We start from the raw sequence: 17,665 nt of genomic DNA, 5'->3' as shown, positions 1-17,665 counted from the left end.
CTCAGGCTCCCTCCAGTCCGACGCGGGGGTCGATGACGGTGTACAACAGGTCCTGGATCAGGTTGATTCCGACGATCATGAGGATGAAGATGTACATCAGCGTGCCGACCAGCGGCAGGTCGCCCTGGATGGCCGCCCGGTAGAACAGCCACCCGATGCCGTTGATCCCGAAGACGGTCTCGACGAGGACCGACCCGCCGATGAGCAGGAACGCCTCGCTGGTGATGATCGGGACCAGCGGCACCAGGGCGTTGCGCAGGATGTGCTTCCAGACGAGGGCGCGGTCGGAGACGCCCTTCGCCTTCGCCATGTCGACGAAGTCCTCGTTGCGCACTTCGAGGACCGCCGTCCGCCCGATCCGCATCTCGTTGCCCATCGACGCCGACCCGAGCACGAGCGCCGCGGGCAACACCTTCTTCGTCGCTGCGAGGAAGCCGTCGACGGTCCCGATCCGGGACATATCCGGGCTCCCGGAGATGGCGTCGATGGGGACGAGGAACTGCTGCCAGCTGACCCCGATCATGCCCTGGAGGCTGCCCAAAAGCGCCAGCAGCATGATCGCGAGCCAGAAGTTCGGCATGGCGCGCCAGATGATGCCGCCGAACGACGCGAGGTAGTCGGCGGCCGTGTTCGAGCGCATCCCCGCGTAGAAGCCCAGCGGCACGCCGATCAGGATCGCGATGAGCACCGACCAGAAGCCGAGCCACAGCGTCCGCGGCAGGAAATCGAGGATCAGCGCGTTCACGCTCGACCCCTGGTAGAGCAGGAACGTCTGTCCCAGGTCGAAGGTGTACAGGTCGACCATGTAGTCGACGTAATGCTGGAGCGGCGGCTGGTTGAGCCCGAGCTCCTGCTGTGCCGCCCGGTAGGCCGCGGGGTTGCGCGTCTGGCCCTGGCTGAGCAGCCTGGACGCCGGGTCGATCGGCCCCATGAAGATGATGAACCACGTCATCGACGTGCCCAGCCAGACGACCGGGATCGCGAGCAGGAACCGCTTGCCGAGGTACTTCAGCCTGCTCACCGGCCGTCACCTCCGCCGGCCGGCGGTCGCTGTCTGTCCTGGCTGCACCCCGGGCCCGTCCGCGCGCGGTGTCGCGAATGCATTGATATCTCGGTATCGACCGCTACCGGGTCCGCCGCCCGACGGGGTTCCCGGCGGGACCCGGCCGGCGCTTGTCAGTTACTCGTCGAGCGTGACCTGATTAAAGGTCTGGTTCTCCATGACGCCGTACATCTCGACGTCGACGGAGTCGTGCCACAGGCGCTGGCTGATGGGGTGCAGGAAGGGGAGCTCCTGCATGGACGCCCAGTTTATCTCCTCGACCGTCTGGAAGGCCTCGGCGTGGTCCTCCGCCGTGGTGCCCTCCGCGGCGTAGTTCTCGTCCCACGCCTCGCGGGCGATCTGGCGGTACTCCTCCGTGTAGTAGCTGTCCTCGGCGCCCCAGCGGGTGAACTGCGTGCTCGGGTTGGAACCGTGGAGGAACCGCAGGAAGTTCTGCGGGCCGGGGTACTCCATGCCGTCACCCAGGCCGAACACCTCCATCGAGCCGTTGATGGCGTTGCTGATGATCGTCCCGAAGCTCGCCTCGGTGATCTCCATGTCGATGTACGCGGAGTTGAGCTTCGGCTGGAGGCGGGTGAACACCTGCCGGTAGCCGCTGTCGCCGGAGATGGTCGTCGCCGTGATCGAGAAGCGGTTGTCCGGCCCGTAGCCGGCCTCTTCCATGACCGCGCGGGCCTCGTCGAGGAGCGTCTCGCCGTAGCCGTAGGGGTAGCCGTCCGCGCCGAAGTCGGTGTTGGAGTGGGCGCCGTTCTCGGCGTGGGCGTCGTAGGACGCCTCGCCGGACTGGCCCTCCTCGAAGGTGGGGTACGGCGCCGGCGGCGTGATGTGGTAGGCCGGCTTGCCGGTGCCCTTGTAGACGCTCTCGGCGATGTCGTGCTGGTTCATGGCGTAGGCGAACGCTCGCCGGACCGCCAGCGGCACCTCCAGCGTGTTGAACACGAGATACTCGGTCGTCAGCGCGGGGATCTCGCCGTAGTTGACCTCCGTGCCGTTCCCGAAGGTGTAGGTGCCGACCGAGCGGTTGCCCATCTGCTCCTCGATGGAGACGTTCTCCGGGTTGAACGACGCGGTCGGTATCCCCTCGAGGATGTGCGCGCTCCCGTTTCGGAAGCGGTTCAGCCGCGTCTGTCCGTCCGAGACGACGGTGTAGGTGATCCCGTCGAGTTCGGGGCCCTCGCCGTAGAAGTCGTCGAACGCCGACAGCTGGATCTGGCTGCCCTTCGTCCAGGAGTCGACCTGGAAGGGGCCCAGCGCGGAGAAGGTGGGGCCGTCGCCCTCGGTGCTGAAGAACTCGTTGTAGCTGTACTCGCCGTCGTAGCTCTCGACGTCACCGACCGAGTTCGCCGGGAGGATCGCGAACGCGCCGCCGGCGATCTGGAAGAGAGTGTACTGGAACGGCGAGGCGAGCGTCATCTCGAAGGTGTAGTCGTCGACCGCCTCGACCGCCAGCGACCCGGGGACGATGTCGTCGGCCGTCGCCTCGTCCGCGGGGGTCGTCAGGCCGGCGTCCCGTTCGTGCTGGATGCGCATCGTCTCGCCGATGATGTCGTCCTGGTTGCGCGAGTTCTCGGACTCGGCGAGTCGCCGGTAGGAGTAGACCACGTCCTCGGCGGTCATCTCCGACCCGTCGTGGAAGGTCACACCCTCCTTCAGGTCGAACGTGTAGGTCAGCCCGTCCTCCGACAGCTCGTACCCGTTCACGAGCGCCGGCTCGGGCGGGTACTGCCCGTCGGGGAAGTTCATCAGCGACTTGTTGTACTGGTTGTACCCCGCGCCCGAGCCCTTCGCGTTGATCGGGTCCAGCGTCTGGACGTTTCCGGTGGCCATCATGTTGAGGACGCCCCCGGCGGAGCCGCCCGATGTTCCGTCGGAGTCGTCCGACCCGTCGCCCGAGGAGCCGTCCGACCCGTCGCCCGAGGAATCGTCCGATCCGTCACCTGCGGAACCGTCCGAACCGCCGCCCGAACCGTCGGTCGGCGTCGACGTGTCACTCCCACAACCGGCCAGCAGGGACGCGGCGCCCGCGCCCGCTGCCGTGAGGAACCGACGCCGAGTCTGTTTCTCTGGCATCGAGAGGAGTGTCCGATTGCGCAATCAAATAGGTTTTGGCTCGTGATACGTTTGGATATGGGCCAGAGTTATAGGACCATACACCAATATAGTCTATTTATTCACCCGTTCGTAACGCCCATGTCCCAGCAGGGAGAGGTACGGGTATGTCGGCCGAGACGGACGACGACACGTCCCCCTGGGGCGAGACCGTACGGGAAGCCAACGAGATGGCGGCGGAGCTGCGCGCGGACGGCTGGGAGGTGGTGGTCGTCCGCGCGGGCCACGTCGCGCCGCTGTCGCCCGAGGCGAGCGAGACAGACCGCTCCGGGCTGGTGTATCTCGCGCCGGACGGGGTGGCCGAGTCGCTGCCCGCGGTGGCCGAGCGCGGCGAGTTCGACCGATCGAGGGCGTTCCGCCGCCGGCTGGGGACGGACCTCTTCCTCGTGACGCGGGTGAGCGACCCCGAGCGCCGGCTGGCCGTGCTGCTGGTCGGCGGGGTCGACCTCGACCAGCCGGCGGCGGCCGACCTCGCGGCCGCGGCCCGCGAGCGCGGACGCCTCCACTCGCACGTCGAACTGCTCGACGGGACGCACCTCGCCACGTTCGCCCACGACCACCCGGCCGACTTCCTCCCGGAGGACCCGTGAGCCCGGCGGGCGACGCCGGCGGTCCCGGAACGGTGCTGGCGCGGCTGGCGCGGCCGGCCGGCGAGCGGACCCGGCTCGCGGTCGTCGCCGACCCCCACGTCTCGACCCGGTCCGAGGGCACCTCGAAGCTGTTCGAGCACACGCTGGAGCACTTCGAGGCCGCCGTCGCGGACATCGCCGACCGCGACGTCGACGCGGTGCTCTCGCCGGGCGACCTGACCAAGGACGGCGAGCCGTGGAACTACGAGGCGGTCGACGCGGCGCTGGCCGACCTCGCGGCGCCGCTGTTCGCCGTGCCCGGCAACCACGACGTCCCCAAGGACGGCGACGACCACGAGGCCCCCGGTCTCGGGCGGTTCGCCGACCGATACACGCCGGCGGACCCGGCCGCTCGCGGGCCGGACGGGCTCTCCTATCGCGTCCGTGCGGGCGACCTCGACGTGGTCGGGCTGAACAGCGCGGGGACGGCCGAGCGGCTGACCGACAGCCACGAGGGCCACGTCCCGGAGGCCCAGCGCGAGTGGCTGGCCGACCAGCTCGCGACGGCGGGGCCGACCGTGGTGCTCGTCCACCACAACCTCCCGGGGATCACCGACCAGCTGGACGCCCACCGCGAGGCGGTCGAGCCCGACCTCGCCGAGATCCCCGCGATGCGCGACCCCGCGCCGCTCGTGGAGACGCTCGCCGAGGGCGACGCGGACCTGTTCCTCTCGGGCCACTACCACCTCCCGGCGACCGCGGAGACGGGCGGCGTCCGCGAGATCGCCGCGCCGACGACCTGCTCGTTCCCGCAGTCGTATCTCCTCTGTGACGTGACCCCGGAGGGGACGACCGTCAGGCTGGTGCCGGTCGCCGACAGCCTCGGGCTGGAAACCGCCCACGCGCGCCGGGTCGCCGACTCGGCGACCGCGCGCGGCCTGACGGGGATCGCCGCCGCCCGCCTCGCCGCCGCCCCGCTGGTCGACGAGCGCTGAGCGGCCGCCCCGCTTCGCACCCACGTCGACTATATATCGATACGTACCGACCCCTGCAAACTGTTCCCACAGCTACCCGAAAATACCGCTCAGAGGGGTCTCGTACCGGGGGGTACCCCTATTATAAACCCGTTTACTTGGGTCCCGACTGGTCTCGGGTGATGACGCACGATTCGGAGCGTCCGGCGGACAGGGTAACGCGGCGCAAGTTCCTGCTGACATCCGGCGCCATCGGCGCGGCCGGCCTCGCAGGGTGTGCGGGCGGGGGCGACGACGAGACGGACACGCCGGAGCCGGAGAACGAACCCGACAGCGGGTCCTCCGACGGCTCCTCGGGCGACGGGTCGGACGGCTCCTCGGGCGACGGCTCCGACTCCTCGGACGGCTCGGACGGAGCTTCGAGCAGCCCGAACGAGCCGTCGCTTTTGACCGGCGAGGGGTCGTCGACGGTCTACCCCATCGCGAACAAGGGCGCCTCCTACTGGAACGGCAACGCCCCGCCGAGCGACGGCGAGTACTGGGGCGCCAACGACTCGTCCTCGGTCCCCGGCTGGTCGGAGATCGAGACCGACCAGCACCTCGCGGACTACTTCGCGAGCCAGTACGGCTTCGAGCCGACCGGCGAGCGCTCGAACCCGCCCTACCGCGCGACCATCGGCCTGAGCCACTCCGGGACCGGCTGCGAGGCGGTCACCGACGGCCTCGTCGACATCGGTAACTCCTCCGGCCCCATCACGGCCGAGCTCGACTGGAGCGAGGAGAAGCGCGACGAGGAGGTCGTCGACCACGTCCTCGGCCGCGACGGCCAGCCGATCGTCGTGAGCAAGGACATCTACGACGCCGGCATCGACCAGCTCACCGCCGAGCAGGTCCGCAAGATCTACCAGGACGAGATCACCAACTGGTCGGAGATCGGCGGCCCCGACCAGGAGATCTTCTGCATCGGCCGCGCGGTCGGGTCGGGTACGGACACCTCCTTCCGTCTCAACATGCTCGGCGACGCCGAGGCCGAGATGCCGGGCGTCGATACCCGCCAGGGGCAGAACCAGGGCGTCGCCCAGCTCGTCCGTCAGAACGAGGGCGCCATCGCGTACATGGCGCTGGCCTTTACCGGCGAGCAGGTCCAGCCCATCGCGCTGGAGTTCGACGGGACGGTCTACCAGACCAGCAAGGACGCCGAGAACACCATCTTCGACAGCTCCTACCCGCTGAACCGCGACCTGCACATGTACACGAAGATCACCGAGGACACCCCCAGCGGCACGGACAACCGCGAGGGCGCGTTCATGCGGATGTTCCTGACGCAGTTCGGCCAGCGGGTGTTCGTCGAGGACAACAACTACATCCCGCTGCCGACCGCCGACCTCGAAGCCGAGCTGGAGAAGCTCCCCGACACCGCCTGAGGGCCGTCCCCGGACCCGGCCGGCCGGGTGCTCCCGGCCGCGGTCCAGCTTTCGCATACAACCATGGCTACAAACCAACAGAGAGACTCCGACGGGTGGCAGTCCCGGCTGGCGTCTCGGTTCGCTCGGTTCGCGGAGTTCGTACGGAGTACAGACAACGACGCGGTCGCCGCGGGCGCGCTCGGGGCGCTGTCGCTGGCGGGCGCGTTCGCCGGCTTCCTCGCGACCTCGCCGTACACCGCGGTGTGCATCGTCGGCTTCCTGGCAGCGGTGGCGTACGGCTGGGTTCGCCACCGGGAGCTGGCGGCCCGCGGCGTCACGCTCGCGATGACCGTCTCGACGGTCGTCATCCTCGCGCTGATCACCGTCTTCATCTTCTACGAGGCCTGGCCGATCCTGGCAGAGCGGAGCGGGACGGTCTTCGGGGTCACCGTGCCCGGCCTCGAGATGTTCACCACCACGGACTGGAGCCCCGCCCAGGGGACGCCCCGCTACTCGATGCTCCCGATGATCCAGGGGACCGTCCTCGTGACCCTCATCGCGACGGCGGTCGCCGGCCCGCTCGGCGTCGCGGCCGCGCTGTTCATCTCGGAGATCGCCCCGCCGGCGGTCCGCGAGGTCGTCAAGCCCGGCGTCGAGATCCTCGCCGGCATCCCCTCGATCGTCTACGGCTTTCTCGGGTTCACCGTCTTGAGCCCGTGGGCCTCCGACGCGTTCGCCCTCGTCGGCCAGGGCACGTACCTGTTCGTCGGCATCGTCGTCGGGCTGATGGCGCTGCCGACGGTCGTCTCGGTCGCCGAGGACGCAATCAACAGCGTCCCGGAGTCGATGAAAAGCGGCTCGCTCGCCCTGGGGACGACCGACTGGCAGACGATGACGACGGTCACCATCCCGACCGCTTTCTCCGGCGTGTCGGCGGCCGTGTTGCTCGGCGTCGGCCGCGCCATCGGCGAGACGATGGCCGCGACCGTCATGCTGCGCAACACCCCGAAGATCGCCGAGCCGCTGTACAACGTCTTCTACGGCTTCGACACGCTCACCAGCCTCATCGCGGCCAACTACGGCTCCTCCAGCGGCCTCCAGAAGGACGCGCTGTTCGTCGCCGGCTGTATCCTCTTCGTCTCCGTCCTCGCCCTCAGCATCGGCTCGCAGCTGATCGAGCGCCGCATGGACCGGAAGGTCGGGGGTGTCGAGTGATGGCGGGCGCCGCCGAGTCGTCGGTCGTCCGCGGCGACACCTCGACCTACGAGACGGTCGCCGCGCTGACCGTCGGGCTGGCCGCCGTCCTCTTCTTCCTCGGGCTGGCGGCCACCGTCGAACTCGTCTCGATCACCGGCACGCTCGCCGGGCTCCCGACGCTGACCACGCTCGGCCTGCTTTTGGTCCTCATGGGCGCTGCAGTGACCGGATTCGGTCTGGTCTCCTACCGGGGGATCTTCCCGACCGACCCGCGCGCGAGCGCCGGCTTCGTCGCCGCGGGGCTGTTCTCGGCGCTGTGGGGCCTGGTCGGCGCGCTCGTCGCCGCCGAGACGCTCGGGCTCGGCCCCGTCGGCGGCGCCGTCGGGGGCCTCGGCCTCGCCGCCGTCGCCTTCTTCGCGACCGCCCTCCCTCGGGAGGACGTCGGCTCGACGCTGCCGGCCGGCGCGCTCGCGGGCTTTTTCGGGCTGGTCTTCCTGCTCGGCATCATCGGTCCCGACTGGTCGTGGTCGCCGGCGAACTTCCCGGACGCCCAGTCCGTGACGTTCTTCGCGCGCACGGTGGCGCCGTTCGCGGTCATGGCGTCGTCGCTGGTCGTCGGCTGGTCGGCCGCCAAAGCCTACGGCGGCTTCGGCGCCCGCGGCCGCCACCTCGGCGCGTACCTGCTCGTCTACCTCAACGCCCTCGCCATCATCGCGGTGCTGGTCGCGCTCGTCGCCTTCGTCGTGTTCAAGGGCTTCGGGCCGGTCACCGAGGGGATCGAGGTCGGCCTCGGCGTCGGCCCGGCGACGACCGTCGGGCTGTTCGGGTTCGGATTCGACGTGGCCTGGCCGGTCTACTGGCCGTTCCTGATGAACGGCGCCTCGCTGTTCACCGACATCACGGGCGTGTTCCCGGCCATCGTCGGGACCGCCTGGCTGGTGGTCGGCGCGGTCGTCCTCTCGGTGCCGCTGGGCGTCGGCGCGGCGATATTCCTCACGGAGTACGCCGAGCAGGGCCGGTTCACCAACGTCGTCGAGGTCGCCACGAACGCGCTGTGGTCGACGCCCAGCATCGTCTTCGGCCTGTTCGGCGCCGCGTTCCTGGTGCCCCGCTTTACCCCCCAGCCACAGAAGTCGCTGCTCGCGGGGATGATCACGCTGGGGTTCATGCTGCTACCGCTGGTGGTCATCACGGCCCGCGAGGCGATGATCGCGGTGCCCGACGAGTACCGCGACGCCAGCGCGGCGCTGGGCGTCTCGAAGTGGGGGACGATCCGCAGCGTCGTCCTCCCGGCGGCGATGCCGGGCGTCGTCACCGGCGTCATCCTCGGGGTCGGCCGCATCGCCGGCGAGACGGCGCCGCTGCTGTTGACGATGGGCGGCGGCTCGTTCGTCGGCGCGGGCCAGCGGGCGAAGGTGCTGAACAGCTTCGAGCTGTCGCTGTCGCCCCCCTTCGTCACCAACCCCGAACTCACCCAGGCGACGACGGCCCTGCCCTACCAGCTCTACCAGGTGGTGCTGACCGGCACCGGCGAGACCGCCGGCGTCAACGACATCACCGCCTTCGGCTGGGGGACCGCCCTGGTCCTGCTGGGCGTCGTCCTCGCCTTCTACGCGGTCGGTATCGCCACGCGACAGTACTTCCGGAGCAAACTGAGCTATGAGTGAGACAGAACCGAAGGCCGAGGGCACAGCGCGCTCGTCGGAGACGACGACGGGCGAGACCGACGAGCGGATCCGCGAGGCGTGGCGCGAGTACTCCTTCGCCGGCGAGGCGAAACTCAGCGTCTCCGACCTGGACGTGCATTACGGCGACGACCACGCGCTGCAGGGCGTCTCGATGGACATCCCCGAGGAGAGCGTCACCGCGCTCATCGGCCCCTCCGGTTGCGGCAAGTCGACGTTCCTGCGCTCGCTCAACCGGATGAACGACCGCATCAAGGCGGCCAGCGTCGACGGCTCGGTCGAGCTCGACGGCGAGGAGATCTACCAGGACGGCGTCGATCTGGTCGAACTCCGCAAGACGGTCGGCATGGTGTTCCAGGCCCCGAACCCCTTCCCCAAGTCCATCCGCGACAACATCACCTACGGGCCGCGCAAGCACGGCGACCTGGACACGGGGCTGCTCGCGCGGCTGACCGGCCGCGACGACAGCGAGGAGGCCGAGAATCTCGTCCGCCGGGCGCTCGAACAGGCGGCGCTGTGGGACGAGGTCAACGACCGATTGGACGACAACGCCATGGGACTGTCGGGCGGCCAGCAACAGCGGCTCTGTATCGCCCGCTGTCTCGCGGTCGACCCCGACGTGATCCTCATGGACGAACCGGCCTCCGCGCTGGACCCGGTCGCCACCTCGAAGATCGAGGACCTCATCGAGGAGCTGGCCGAGGAGTACACGGTCGTCGTCGTCACGCACAACATGCAGCAGGCGGCGCGCATCTCCGACCAGACCGCCGTGTTCCTCACGGGCGGGCAGCTCGTCGAGTACGACGACACCGAGAAGATCTTCGAGAACCCCGAGAGCCAGCGCGTCGAGGACTACGTCACCGGGAAGTTCGGGTGATCGCCGTGACGCGCGAGACATACCGGGCGGCGCTCGACGACCTCCGGGCGGACGTGCGCGCGCTGGGCGACGACGCGCTCGCCCAGCTGGACGACGGGCTGACCGCGCTGGCGACCGGCGACGACGACCTCGCCGAGGAAGTGATCGACGGCGACGCCGCGATCAACGACCGCTATCTCGCGCTGGAGGGCGACTGCGTGGACCTGCTGGCGCTCCAGCAGCCGGTCGCGTCGGACCTGCGCTTTGTCGCCGCCTCGTTCAAGATCCTCACGGATCTGGAACGGGTGGCCGACCTGGCGACCAACCTCGGCCGCTACGCGCTGGCGGCCGACCGGCCGGCCGACGAGGTGGACGTGCGGGCCATCGGCGACGACGCCCGCGACCAGGTGGCCGCGGCGCTGGACGCCTACGAGGCGGGCGACGCCGACGCCTGCCGCGCGGTCGCGGCCCGCGACGACGACCTCGACGCCCACTGCCAGCGCGCCAGCGAGCGGGTCGTCCGCGACCTGCTGGAACGGGAGGCCGGCGACGACTCGTGGGCGGTCGAGCGGGTACTGGACGACGTGTCCCGACTGCTGCTGACGGTCCGGGACCTCGAACGCGTCGGCGACCACGGGGTCAACGTCGCCGCGCGGACGCTGTACATGCTCGAAAGCGACCCCGAGTTGCTCTACTGATGCAGACGCGCAAACTCCAGCAGGTCGGCGGCGGGACGTACACGGTGTCGATCCCGAAAGAGTGGGCGAACGACCACCAGCTCGAAGCCGGGATGGAGCTGTATCTCACCACCCACAGCGACGACTCGATCGTCCTCCGCGCCGCCGAGAAGGACGTGGACGAGCTCGCCACGGCGACCGTCGCCGTCGACGGGGCGGATCCCGCGCTGGTCCGGCGCGCGCTCCGGGCGGCCCACGCCGCCGGCTTCGAGACGGTCACGCTCGAACCGGCCGGGGGGTTCACCGACGAGCAGCGCCGGGCCGCCCGCTCGGTGGTCCGCAACCTCGTCGGCACGGACCTCCTCGTCGAGACGGCGGGGGAGATCACCGTCCAGCACCTGCTCGACGCGGCGAACGTCTCCGTCCGGCAGTCGGTCGTCCAGCTGCAGTTCACCGCGCTGTCGATCCACCGCTCGGCGACGGACGCCCTGGTCGACGCCGACGGCGAGGCCCACGAGCGGCTCCGCGGGCGCGCCGACGAGGCCGACCGCCTGTTCCGGATGGTCGCCCGCCACCTCTCGCGGTCGCTCGTCTCCCTGGAGGAGATCGACCGCCTCGGCCTCGCCCGCCCGACGCTGTTCGACTACTACGTCACCGCCCGGGCGCTGGAGAGGGTGGCTCGTCAGGGGGTCGGCCTCGCAGACGCCGCCCGGCGGCTCCCCGAGCCCCTGCCCGACCCGGTCGCCGACAACGTCCGCGAGGCCGCCGAGGCCGCCCGGGCGGTCGTCGACGACGCGACGACCGCCGTCCTCGACGACGCCGACGAGGACCTGACCGCGGTCGCGCTGGACGGCCACGAGCGGGCCGTCGCCGAGGTCGAGGCCGTCGACGCGGCGCTGTTCGACGAGGCGACCGACCCCTTCGACGGTTCGACCGCCGCGACCGTCGCGCTGGCCCGCGCGCTCGACCGCATCGGGCGGACCGCCGACCGCGGCGCCGCCGTCGCCGACGTGGCCGCCCGCGCCGCCGTCCGCGAGCGGAACCGCTGACTGGCGCTCCACCCCGGTCCTCCGATCGTTTTCCGCAGGTTCGTCGGGCTCGACGGTGAAAGCCGCGAAGAACGGCGGTCCGCAGTTCCCGGCGACAGGGCCCCTCGGCCTACGCGTCCGACGCGAGGCCGTCGCGGTGCTCCTCGATGGTCGACTGCACGACCCCCCAGTCGACCGGCGGAGTGCAGTCTGCCAGGTCCGACTCGACGGCGGCGACCGCCTCGCCGAACCGGTCGGTCCACTCGGGTTCGGCGGCCGCGTCCAGCCGCTCGCCCAGCGCCCCGTGGCGGCCGTCGAGGCCGCCGATCCGGGCCGCCAGGTCGTCCAGCCCGCCCTCGTCGACGGGATCGGCGCCCTCGCGGTCGGCCCAGGTTCGCAGGTCCGCGAGTTCCGCCCGCAAGTCCGCGACGGTGAGGCCGGTCGCCCGGTGGCTGAGCGTGGCGTCGAACCAGGCCCGGGCGGGGTCCTCGTCGCCGATGGCCGCCTCGCCGTCGGCACCGCCCACCCCGTCGGCGGCCACCGATTCGATAGCGTCGACCGCGCTCGCCAGGTCGTCGAGCGAATCGGCGAGCGCGTCTACGTCCTCGCCGAGTTCGCGGACGCGGACGGCGTGGCTGTCGAGCCACCGTTCGAACTCCTCCAGATCGAACTGGATCTCGTCGGCGGTCCGCTGGACCTCGCGCGCCCGGTCGTCGACCTGCCGGAGGCCGTCGGCGACGGCGAACCGGGCGGCGGGGTCCTCCCGGTCGTCGACGACCGACTGGAGGGCCGAACCCAGGTCGGCGGCGCGGTCCTCGACGGCGGCCACCTCGGCTTCGAAGCCCTCCAGACGGGCCTCGACGGTCGGGAGGTCCGGAGCCGACTCGGCGGCCTCGCGGGCGTCGTCCAGCGCGATTCCGGCGAGTTCCACTCGCGTCTCCGCGGTCGTGAGCACCTTCGAGGTGAGCTTCAGCGACTCGCGGAGGGCGTCGCGGCTGACGACGCCGTCCTCGGCGACGAACTCGAGCGCGGCCCGGACGGTCTCCGGGTCGCGGTCGGGCTCGCGGGCGCGGACGCGCTCGACCGCCTCGTCGACCGCGAGCCCGTCGAGTTCCGTCCGTTCCTCGGCGGCTCCCGCCGCGCCAGCGTCGCTCCCGTCGCTACCTGCGTCAGTTTCGTCGGCGGTCGCGTCACTTTCGCCGCTCGCTCCCGACCCGTCGCCCGCCGCGTCGGTGTCGTTCGTGGTGTCGCTCATGATAGCTGTCGACGCGCCGACTCCCGTTCGGCCGCGTCAGTTGTCCGTCGCTACCGGAGCGACGGACAAGACCGTGACTAAGTTCGCTATAGCGATCCGGCGAGAGGTACGGGGCGCTACCGAGAACTATATATCCGGGTCGTCCGCCGCGGACTCGGGGTCGGTCCCGTCGAAGCCGCCGGGGCCGTCCGGGAGCCGGACCGTGACGGTGGTGCCGTCGTCGGTGTCGAAGGAGACGGTCCCGCCGAGAGAGTCGACGCTCCACTGGACGACCCAGAGGCCGATGCCGGTGGCGTGGTTCAGCGGGGTCTCGACCCCGGCGTCCAGCGGCGCAAGCTCGGACTCGGGGATGCCGGGACCGTCGTCGGCAACGGTCACCCGGAGCTCACCACCGTCGACCGTCGCCGTCACGGAGACGGCCGGCTGGTCGACGTGCTCGACTGCGTTCTCCACGAGGTTGGCGACGACGAGCCGGAGCAGTTGCGGGTCGGTCGCGGCGGTCGCGTCGTCGTCAACGGTCACGTCGAGCCGGGCGGCCGCCTCGCGGTAGTCGGCGACCGCGTCGGCGAGAACTCCCTCGATGGAGACCGACCGATAGCGGGGGCCGTCGCGGCGACACTGCTCGAACGCGCGGGCCTTCTCGCCGATGTCGACGAGCTCGCGGGCGCTGCTGTCGATGACCTCCGCGATGTCGACCAGCCGGTCGTCGTCGCTCCGGTCGGCGATGAGCTCGGCGTTGCCGGCGACGGCGGTCATCTTGTTGCGCAGGTTGTGCCGGAGGACGCGGTTGAGCACGTCGAGCCGCTGCTCGCGGCGCCGCTCGCGGGTCACGTCCTGGAAGACGAGCGTCGTACCGACGGTCGCGCCCTTCGGATCGGTCAGCGTCGACCGCGAGACGAGAAACTCCCGGCGGCGCCCGGCCGAGCGGACGGTGACGAGTTCGTCTGCCTCGCCCGGCCCGTCGCCGGTCGGCGCGCCCGGGTCGGCCCCGCCGGCGGCCAGGCCGTCGGCGGCGCCCCCGTCGGGGACCGGGTCGGCGTCGAGGTCGACCAGCTCGGAGACGGCGGTCCCCAGCAGCGTCGCCCCGTCGCGGCCGGCCTCCAGCAGCGGGTCGGCGGCGTCGTTGTAGTCGACGACGCGGCCGTCGGGGTCGACCACGAGCACCGGCGTGCCGATGTCGTCGATGGCGGTGCGGTCGGCGGCCCGGCGGGTCGTCGGGTTCGTCTCGAACATCCCGCTGCCGACGAACGCGTAGGCGTCCAGCAGGACGTGCGGGACGAACGTGACCGCGACGAACGCGAGGGAGGCGGTCGGGCTCAGGCCGAGGACCCACATCGCGACCCCGACCGTCGGCGCGACGGTGCTGAGCGCGACGGCGGCGGCCTCCCGCCGGTAGAGGGGACCGTAGCTCAACACCGTGTCGACCAGCAGGGCTACCCCGACCCCGGCCGTCCCCGTGCCGAACGCGACCGCGAACAGCCCCCACGGTTCGAGCGCGTAGGCGACCGTCACCGCGGGTTCAGTGGCAGTCACCTGGAAGCCACCCAGGACCACGCCGTTGACCGGCGCCGTCGCGACGACCAGCGAGGACAGCGCCGCGACCGGCACCACCGTCCACCCGTCGAGCAGGCCGCTGCGGCCCGTGTACTCCAGCGCGAACGCGAGAAAGAGCGGCCCGACCCACGTCAGCGCCGCCCAGGTCAGCGACTCGGCGACGAGCCGGCGCCCCGGGTCGGCGACGGTCAGCGACACGCCCGCCAGCAGACAGAACAGCCCCTGTGCGGCCAGCGTCGCGACGAACCAGCCCGCCCCCGGCTCGCCAAGGTGGCGCCGCAGGTAGGCGACCAGGGCGAACGATCCGGCCGCGGCGGCCAGCGACCCGACCGCCAGCCACGACGAGAGTGCAGCGAGTCCGCTCACACCCGTTCGTCGGACCGGTCCGGCCTCAGCGACGTACCTAACCAGGTAGGTATCCTCTCGGGTCGGGCCGGCCAGCAGGTATTAGGCGATACGCCGTGAATCGATCGGGCGATGGCAACGACTGGACGGACTCGCGCGAGCGTCGGCGCCGTGGTGATCGGGCGATGAGCGCGCGCGACGGCGACGGGGACGTGCCCGGCTGGTGGGTGTTCGTGTTCGTGGTGCTCGCGCTGGCGACGCTGGCCGGCGTCCTGGTCGCGCTCGGCGGGCTGTGAGCGGCCGCGGTCCGGCGTCGATTCGGCCGCCCGGTCAGCCGAACAGGCCGAACCGGCCGCCGGAATCGTCCCCGTCGTCCTCCTCCTCGTCCTCGTCGACGAACCACTCGCGGTCGACGGCGGTCTCGATCTCGTCGATCTCGGTGCCCTGGAAGAAGATGCCGATCAGATGCTCCGTCAGCCGCACGTAGGCGTCGGCGGCGGGGCTGGCGGGGGCGTTGAGCACGAGCGGCTCGTCGGCGGTCGCCTCGATGTCGTCGGGGATCACCGCCAGCAGCTTCGAGTCGAAGCGGTCGGCGATGGCCTCCACGTCCGTCTCGGTGGTCGTCCGGTTGAGGACGGTGCCGATGACCTCGCCGTCGACCCGCTCGGCGAGTTCGGCGGTCTTGATCGCGTCGCCGACGGCCACGTCGTCGGGCGTGGTGATGAGGACGACGCCGTCGGCCAGCCCCAGGGGGACGGTCGTCTCGTGGCTGAGGCCGGCGCCGGTGTCGATGAGGACCACATCGTAGGCGTTGCGCAGCGTCCTGATGACCTTCTTGAGCTTCGCGGGGTCGGCGTCGGCGAACGCCTCCAGGCTCTGCTCGCCGGGGACGATGGTGATCCCGCCCTGCACGTCCGTCAGCGCGTCGCTGACGGCGCGGCCGCCGGCGAGGACCTGGTGGATGCTGGTCTCGGGGTCGACGCCCAGCATCGCGCCGAGGTTCGCCATGCCGAGGTCGGCGTCGACGACGACCACGTCGTAGCCCTCCTCCTCCATGGCCGCGGCGACGTTGACCGCCGTCGTCGTCTTGCCGACACCGCCTTTCCCACCGGCGACTGTGCAGACGTAGCCCGCCATTGTGTTACTCCAAATCACGGGGACCACATAAAGCCGCCGTCCGTTCCGACGCCCGGCGGACGCCCGTCGGTCGGTCAGGCCGGCACGCGGACGTTCGAGAGGCGGATCGCGACCGGCCGGGGCCGGCGTGTCGGCGGTGGCGCGCCCGCGTGATCTCGTCCCGAACACGCTCGTCCGGGGAGGTCAACACTTACTTAGCCCCGAGCGCCCCACCATTGGACAATGAGTGAGCAACAGGAACAGTCGGACAAACAGAAATACGAGTTCCGCAAGGTCATCGAGGAGCTCAAGGGCTACAGCGGCTCGGGGACGCAGCTGGTCTCCATCTACATCCCGGAGGACCGTCAGGTCAGCAGCGTCGTCCAGCACGTCACCCAGGAGCACAGCGAGGCCTCCAACATCAAGTCCAAGGACACCCGCACGGCCGTCCAGGACGCGCTGACCTCCATCAAGGACCGCCTGCGCTACTACGACACCTACCCGCCGGAGAACGGAATGGTCGTCTTCTCCGGGTCGATCGACACCGGCGGCGGCCGCTCGGAGATGGTCACCCGCACCCTCGAAAGTCCGCCCCAGCCCATCGAGTCCTTCAGGTATCACTGCGACTCGGATTTCCTCACCGAGCCGCTGGAGGAGATGCTCGCCGACAAGGGCCTGTTCGGCCTGATCGTCCTCGACCGGCGCGAGGCCAACGTCGGCTGGCTGCGCGGCAAGCGCGTCGAGCCAGTCAAGTCAGCTTCCTCGCTGGTGCCGGGCAAGCAGCGCAAAGGTGGCCAGTCCGCCCAGCGGTTCGCCCGCCTGCGTCTGGAGGCGATCGACAACTTCTACCAGGAGGTCGCGGGGATGGCCAACGACCTCTTCGTCGACGAGCGCCACGAGATGGACGGCATCCTCGTCGGCGGTCCCTCGCCGACCAAAGACGAGTTCCTCGACGGCGACTACCTCCACCACGAACTCGGTGACATGGTTCTCGGGAAGTTCGACGTGGCCTACACCGACGAGTCCGGGCTCCACGATCTGGTCGACGCCGCCCAGGACGTGCTCGACGAGCACGAGATGCTCCAGGACAAGAAGTACATGGAGCAGTTCTTCGACGAGCTCCACGACGGCGACCTGGCGACCTACGGGTTCGGCCCCACCCGCGAGAACCTCAACATGGGCGCCGTCGAGACGCTCCTGCTCAGCGAGGACCTCCGCCAGGACGTGGCCGTCTACGACTGCCCCAGCGGCCACACCGAGCGGGAACTGCTCGGACAGTCGGAGGGGCTGGACGACGACCGGGCCTGCGACCGCTGCGGCGAGGAGATGGAGGGCGACCGCGAGGACGCCATCGACCACCTCATGGAGCTGGCCGAGCAGCGGGGCACCGAGACGTACTTCGTCTCGACGGACTTCGAGAAGGGCGAGCAACTGCTCTCGGCGTTCGGCGGCATCGCCGGCATCCTGCGGTACTCCACCGGCGTCTGACGACCGACGCCGCCGGTGCCGTCCGATTCTACCGGTCGAACCGACCGAACAGTCCCGACGCCGTCACCGCCGACGGTCGAGGGACTCGCGAGTAACGGGGCGTCAAAGGCAGAGAGTGTCGCCGGCGTACCCGGGAGGCGGGGGGGAGAGTGCCTCCGCCGGGCCACCACCGGCGACGCGAAATGGGTGCTGGTGGTAAGGGGGGATTGGGGGGAGACGACGACGGGTCCTAAGTGTCGTCGCGGCGGCACCTGGCATCGATGCCGCGTGAATGCCTACTACCCGCTGATGTAAATGTGGTGTACCTAACAGAGTAGGGTGGTATCGAGCACGGCCGGAGAGC

At 70.4% G+C, this 17,665-nt stretch carries 14 protein-coding genes; 9 read left to right on the top strand and 5 right to left on the bottom strand.

The genetic code is table 11. The annotated features are described in order from the left end of the window. Position 1: 1 nt before the first annotated feature. Together ACMGFI_RS07605 and ACMGFI_RS07600 are read right to left on the bottom strand one after the other, a co-directional pair. A complete protein-coding gene (locus ACMGFI_RS07605) occupies positions 2-1,021 on the bottom strand; it encodes an ABC transporter permease (protein ID WP_436908603.1) in 1,020 nt (339 codons plus the stop codon). A 159-nt stretch (positions 1,022-1,180) separates the two neighbouring features. Beyond that, positions 1,181-3,133 (bottom strand): ABC transporter substrate-binding protein, encoded by a 1,953-nt coding sequence (locus tag ACMGFI_RS07600; RefSeq protein WP_436908601.1) that lies wholly within the window; start codon positions 3,131-3,133, stop codon positions 1,181-1,183. Between the two features lie 146 nt (positions 3,134-3,279). On the opposite strand from ACMGFI_RS07600, the gene ACMGFI_RS07595 reads away from it, so the two are divergent. The 8 genes from ACMGFI_RS07595 to ACMGFI_RS07560 all read left to right on the top strand — a co-directional run bounded on the left by ACMGFI_RS07595 (position 3,280) and on the right by ACMGFI_RS07560 (position 11,585). After that, positions 3,280-3,762 carry a DUF7529 family protein gene (locus ACMGFI_RS07595; protein WP_436908600.1) on the top strand — a complete coding sequence of 161 codons (483 nt, stop codon included), beginning with the start codon at positions 3,280-3,282 and terminating at the stop codon, positions 3,760-3,762. Next, positions 3,759-4,736: a metallophosphoesterase family protein gene (locus ACMGFI_RS07590; protein ID WP_436908598.1), complete on the top strand. Its 978-nt coding sequence runs from the start codon at positions 3,759-3,761 to the stop codon at positions 4,734-4,736. Before ACMGFI_RS07595 ends, ACMGFI_RS07590 begins: the two co-directional genes overlap by 4 nt. 161 nt (positions 4,737-4,897) lie before the next feature. Next, on the top strand, positions 4,898-6,139 hold the full coding sequence (locus ACMGFI_RS07585) for a PstS family phosphate ABC transporter substrate-binding protein (RefSeq protein ID WP_436908596.1): 1,242 nt from the start codon (positions 4,898-4,900) through the stop codon (positions 6,137-6,139). Positions 6,140-6,202: 63 nt separating this feature from the next. Continuing rightward, positions 6,203-7,336 carry a phosphate ABC transporter permease subunit PstC gene (pstC, locus tag ACMGFI_RS07580; protein WP_436908594.1) on the top strand — a complete coding sequence of 378 codons (1,134 nt, stop codon included), beginning with the start codon at positions 6,203-6,205 and terminating at the stop codon, positions 7,334-7,336. After that, positions 7,336-8,985: a phosphate ABC transporter permease PstA gene (gene pstA, locus ACMGFI_RS07575; protein WP_436908593.1), complete on the top strand. Its 1,650-nt coding sequence runs from the start codon at positions 7,336-7,338 to the stop codon at positions 8,983-8,985. Before pstC ends, pstA begins: the two co-directional genes overlap by 1 nt. Beyond that, complete coding sequence (gene pstB, locus ACMGFI_RS07570; protein WP_436908591.1) at positions 8,978-9,880, top strand: phosphate ABC transporter ATP-binding protein PstB; 903 nt, start codon at positions 8,978-8,980, stop codon at positions 9,878-9,880. Before pstA ends, pstB begins: the two co-directional genes overlap by 8 nt. A gap of 5 nt (positions 9,881-9,885) precedes the next feature. After that, positions 9,886-10,557, top strand: a complete 672-nt coding sequence (gene phoU, locus ACMGFI_RS07565) for a phosphate signaling complex protein PhoU (protein ID WP_436908590.1) — start codon at positions 9,886-9,888, stop codon at positions 10,555-10,557. Continuing rightward, the gene (locus ACMGFI_RS07560) at positions 10,557-11,585 is read left to right on the top strand and encodes an AbrB/MazE/SpoVT family DNA-binding domain-containing protein (protein ID WP_436908588.1); all 1,029 of its coding nucleotides are present in this window, start codon (positions 10,557-10,559) and stop codon (positions 11,583-11,585) included. The genes phoU and ACMGFI_RS07560 overlap by 1 nt, the downstream gene beginning before the upstream one ends. Positions 11,586-11,694: 109 nt before the next feature. On the opposite strand, the gene ACMGFI_RS07555 is transcribed toward ACMGFI_RS07560, so the two are convergent. The 3 genes from ACMGFI_RS07555 to ACMGFI_RS07545 form a co-directional block, all read right to left on the bottom strand. Beyond that, positions 11,695-12,819, bottom strand: coding sequence for a halo transducer protein (locus ACMGFI_RS07555; RefSeq protein ID WP_436908586.1), 1,125 nt, complete (start codon positions 12,817-12,819; stop codon positions 11,695-11,697). Positions 12,820-12,945: 126 nt separating this feature from the next. Next, complete coding sequence (locus ACMGFI_RS07550; protein ID WP_436908584.1) at positions 12,946-14,739, bottom strand: sensor histidine kinase; 1,794 nt, start codon at positions 14,737-14,739, stop codon at positions 12,946-12,948. 309 nt (positions 14,740-15,048) lie between these two features. Continuing rightward, a complete protein-coding gene (locus ACMGFI_RS07545; RefSeq protein ID WP_436908582.1) occupies positions 15,049-15,855 on the bottom strand; it encodes a MinD/ParA family ATP-binding protein in 807 nt (268 codons plus the stop codon). 222 nt (positions 15,856-16,077) lie between these two features. On the opposite strand from ACMGFI_RS07545, the gene prf1 reads away from it, so the two are divergent. Then, entirely contained in the window at positions 16,078-17,322 is a 1,245-nt protein-coding gene (gene prf1 / locus ACMGFI_RS07540; protein ID WP_436908580.1) for a peptide chain release factor aRF-1, read from the top strand. The last annotated feature ends 343 nt before the right edge of the window (positions 17,323-17,665 follow it).

This window comes from Halosimplex marinum, assembly GCF_051414075.1.
Classification (GTDB): domain Archaea; phylum Halobacteriota; class Halobacteria; order Halobacteriales; family Haloarculaceae; genus Halosimplex; species Halosimplex marinum.
Note: the sequence above shows the minus strand (reverse complement) of the source record. Positions and strands in the feature narration are given on the sequence as shown.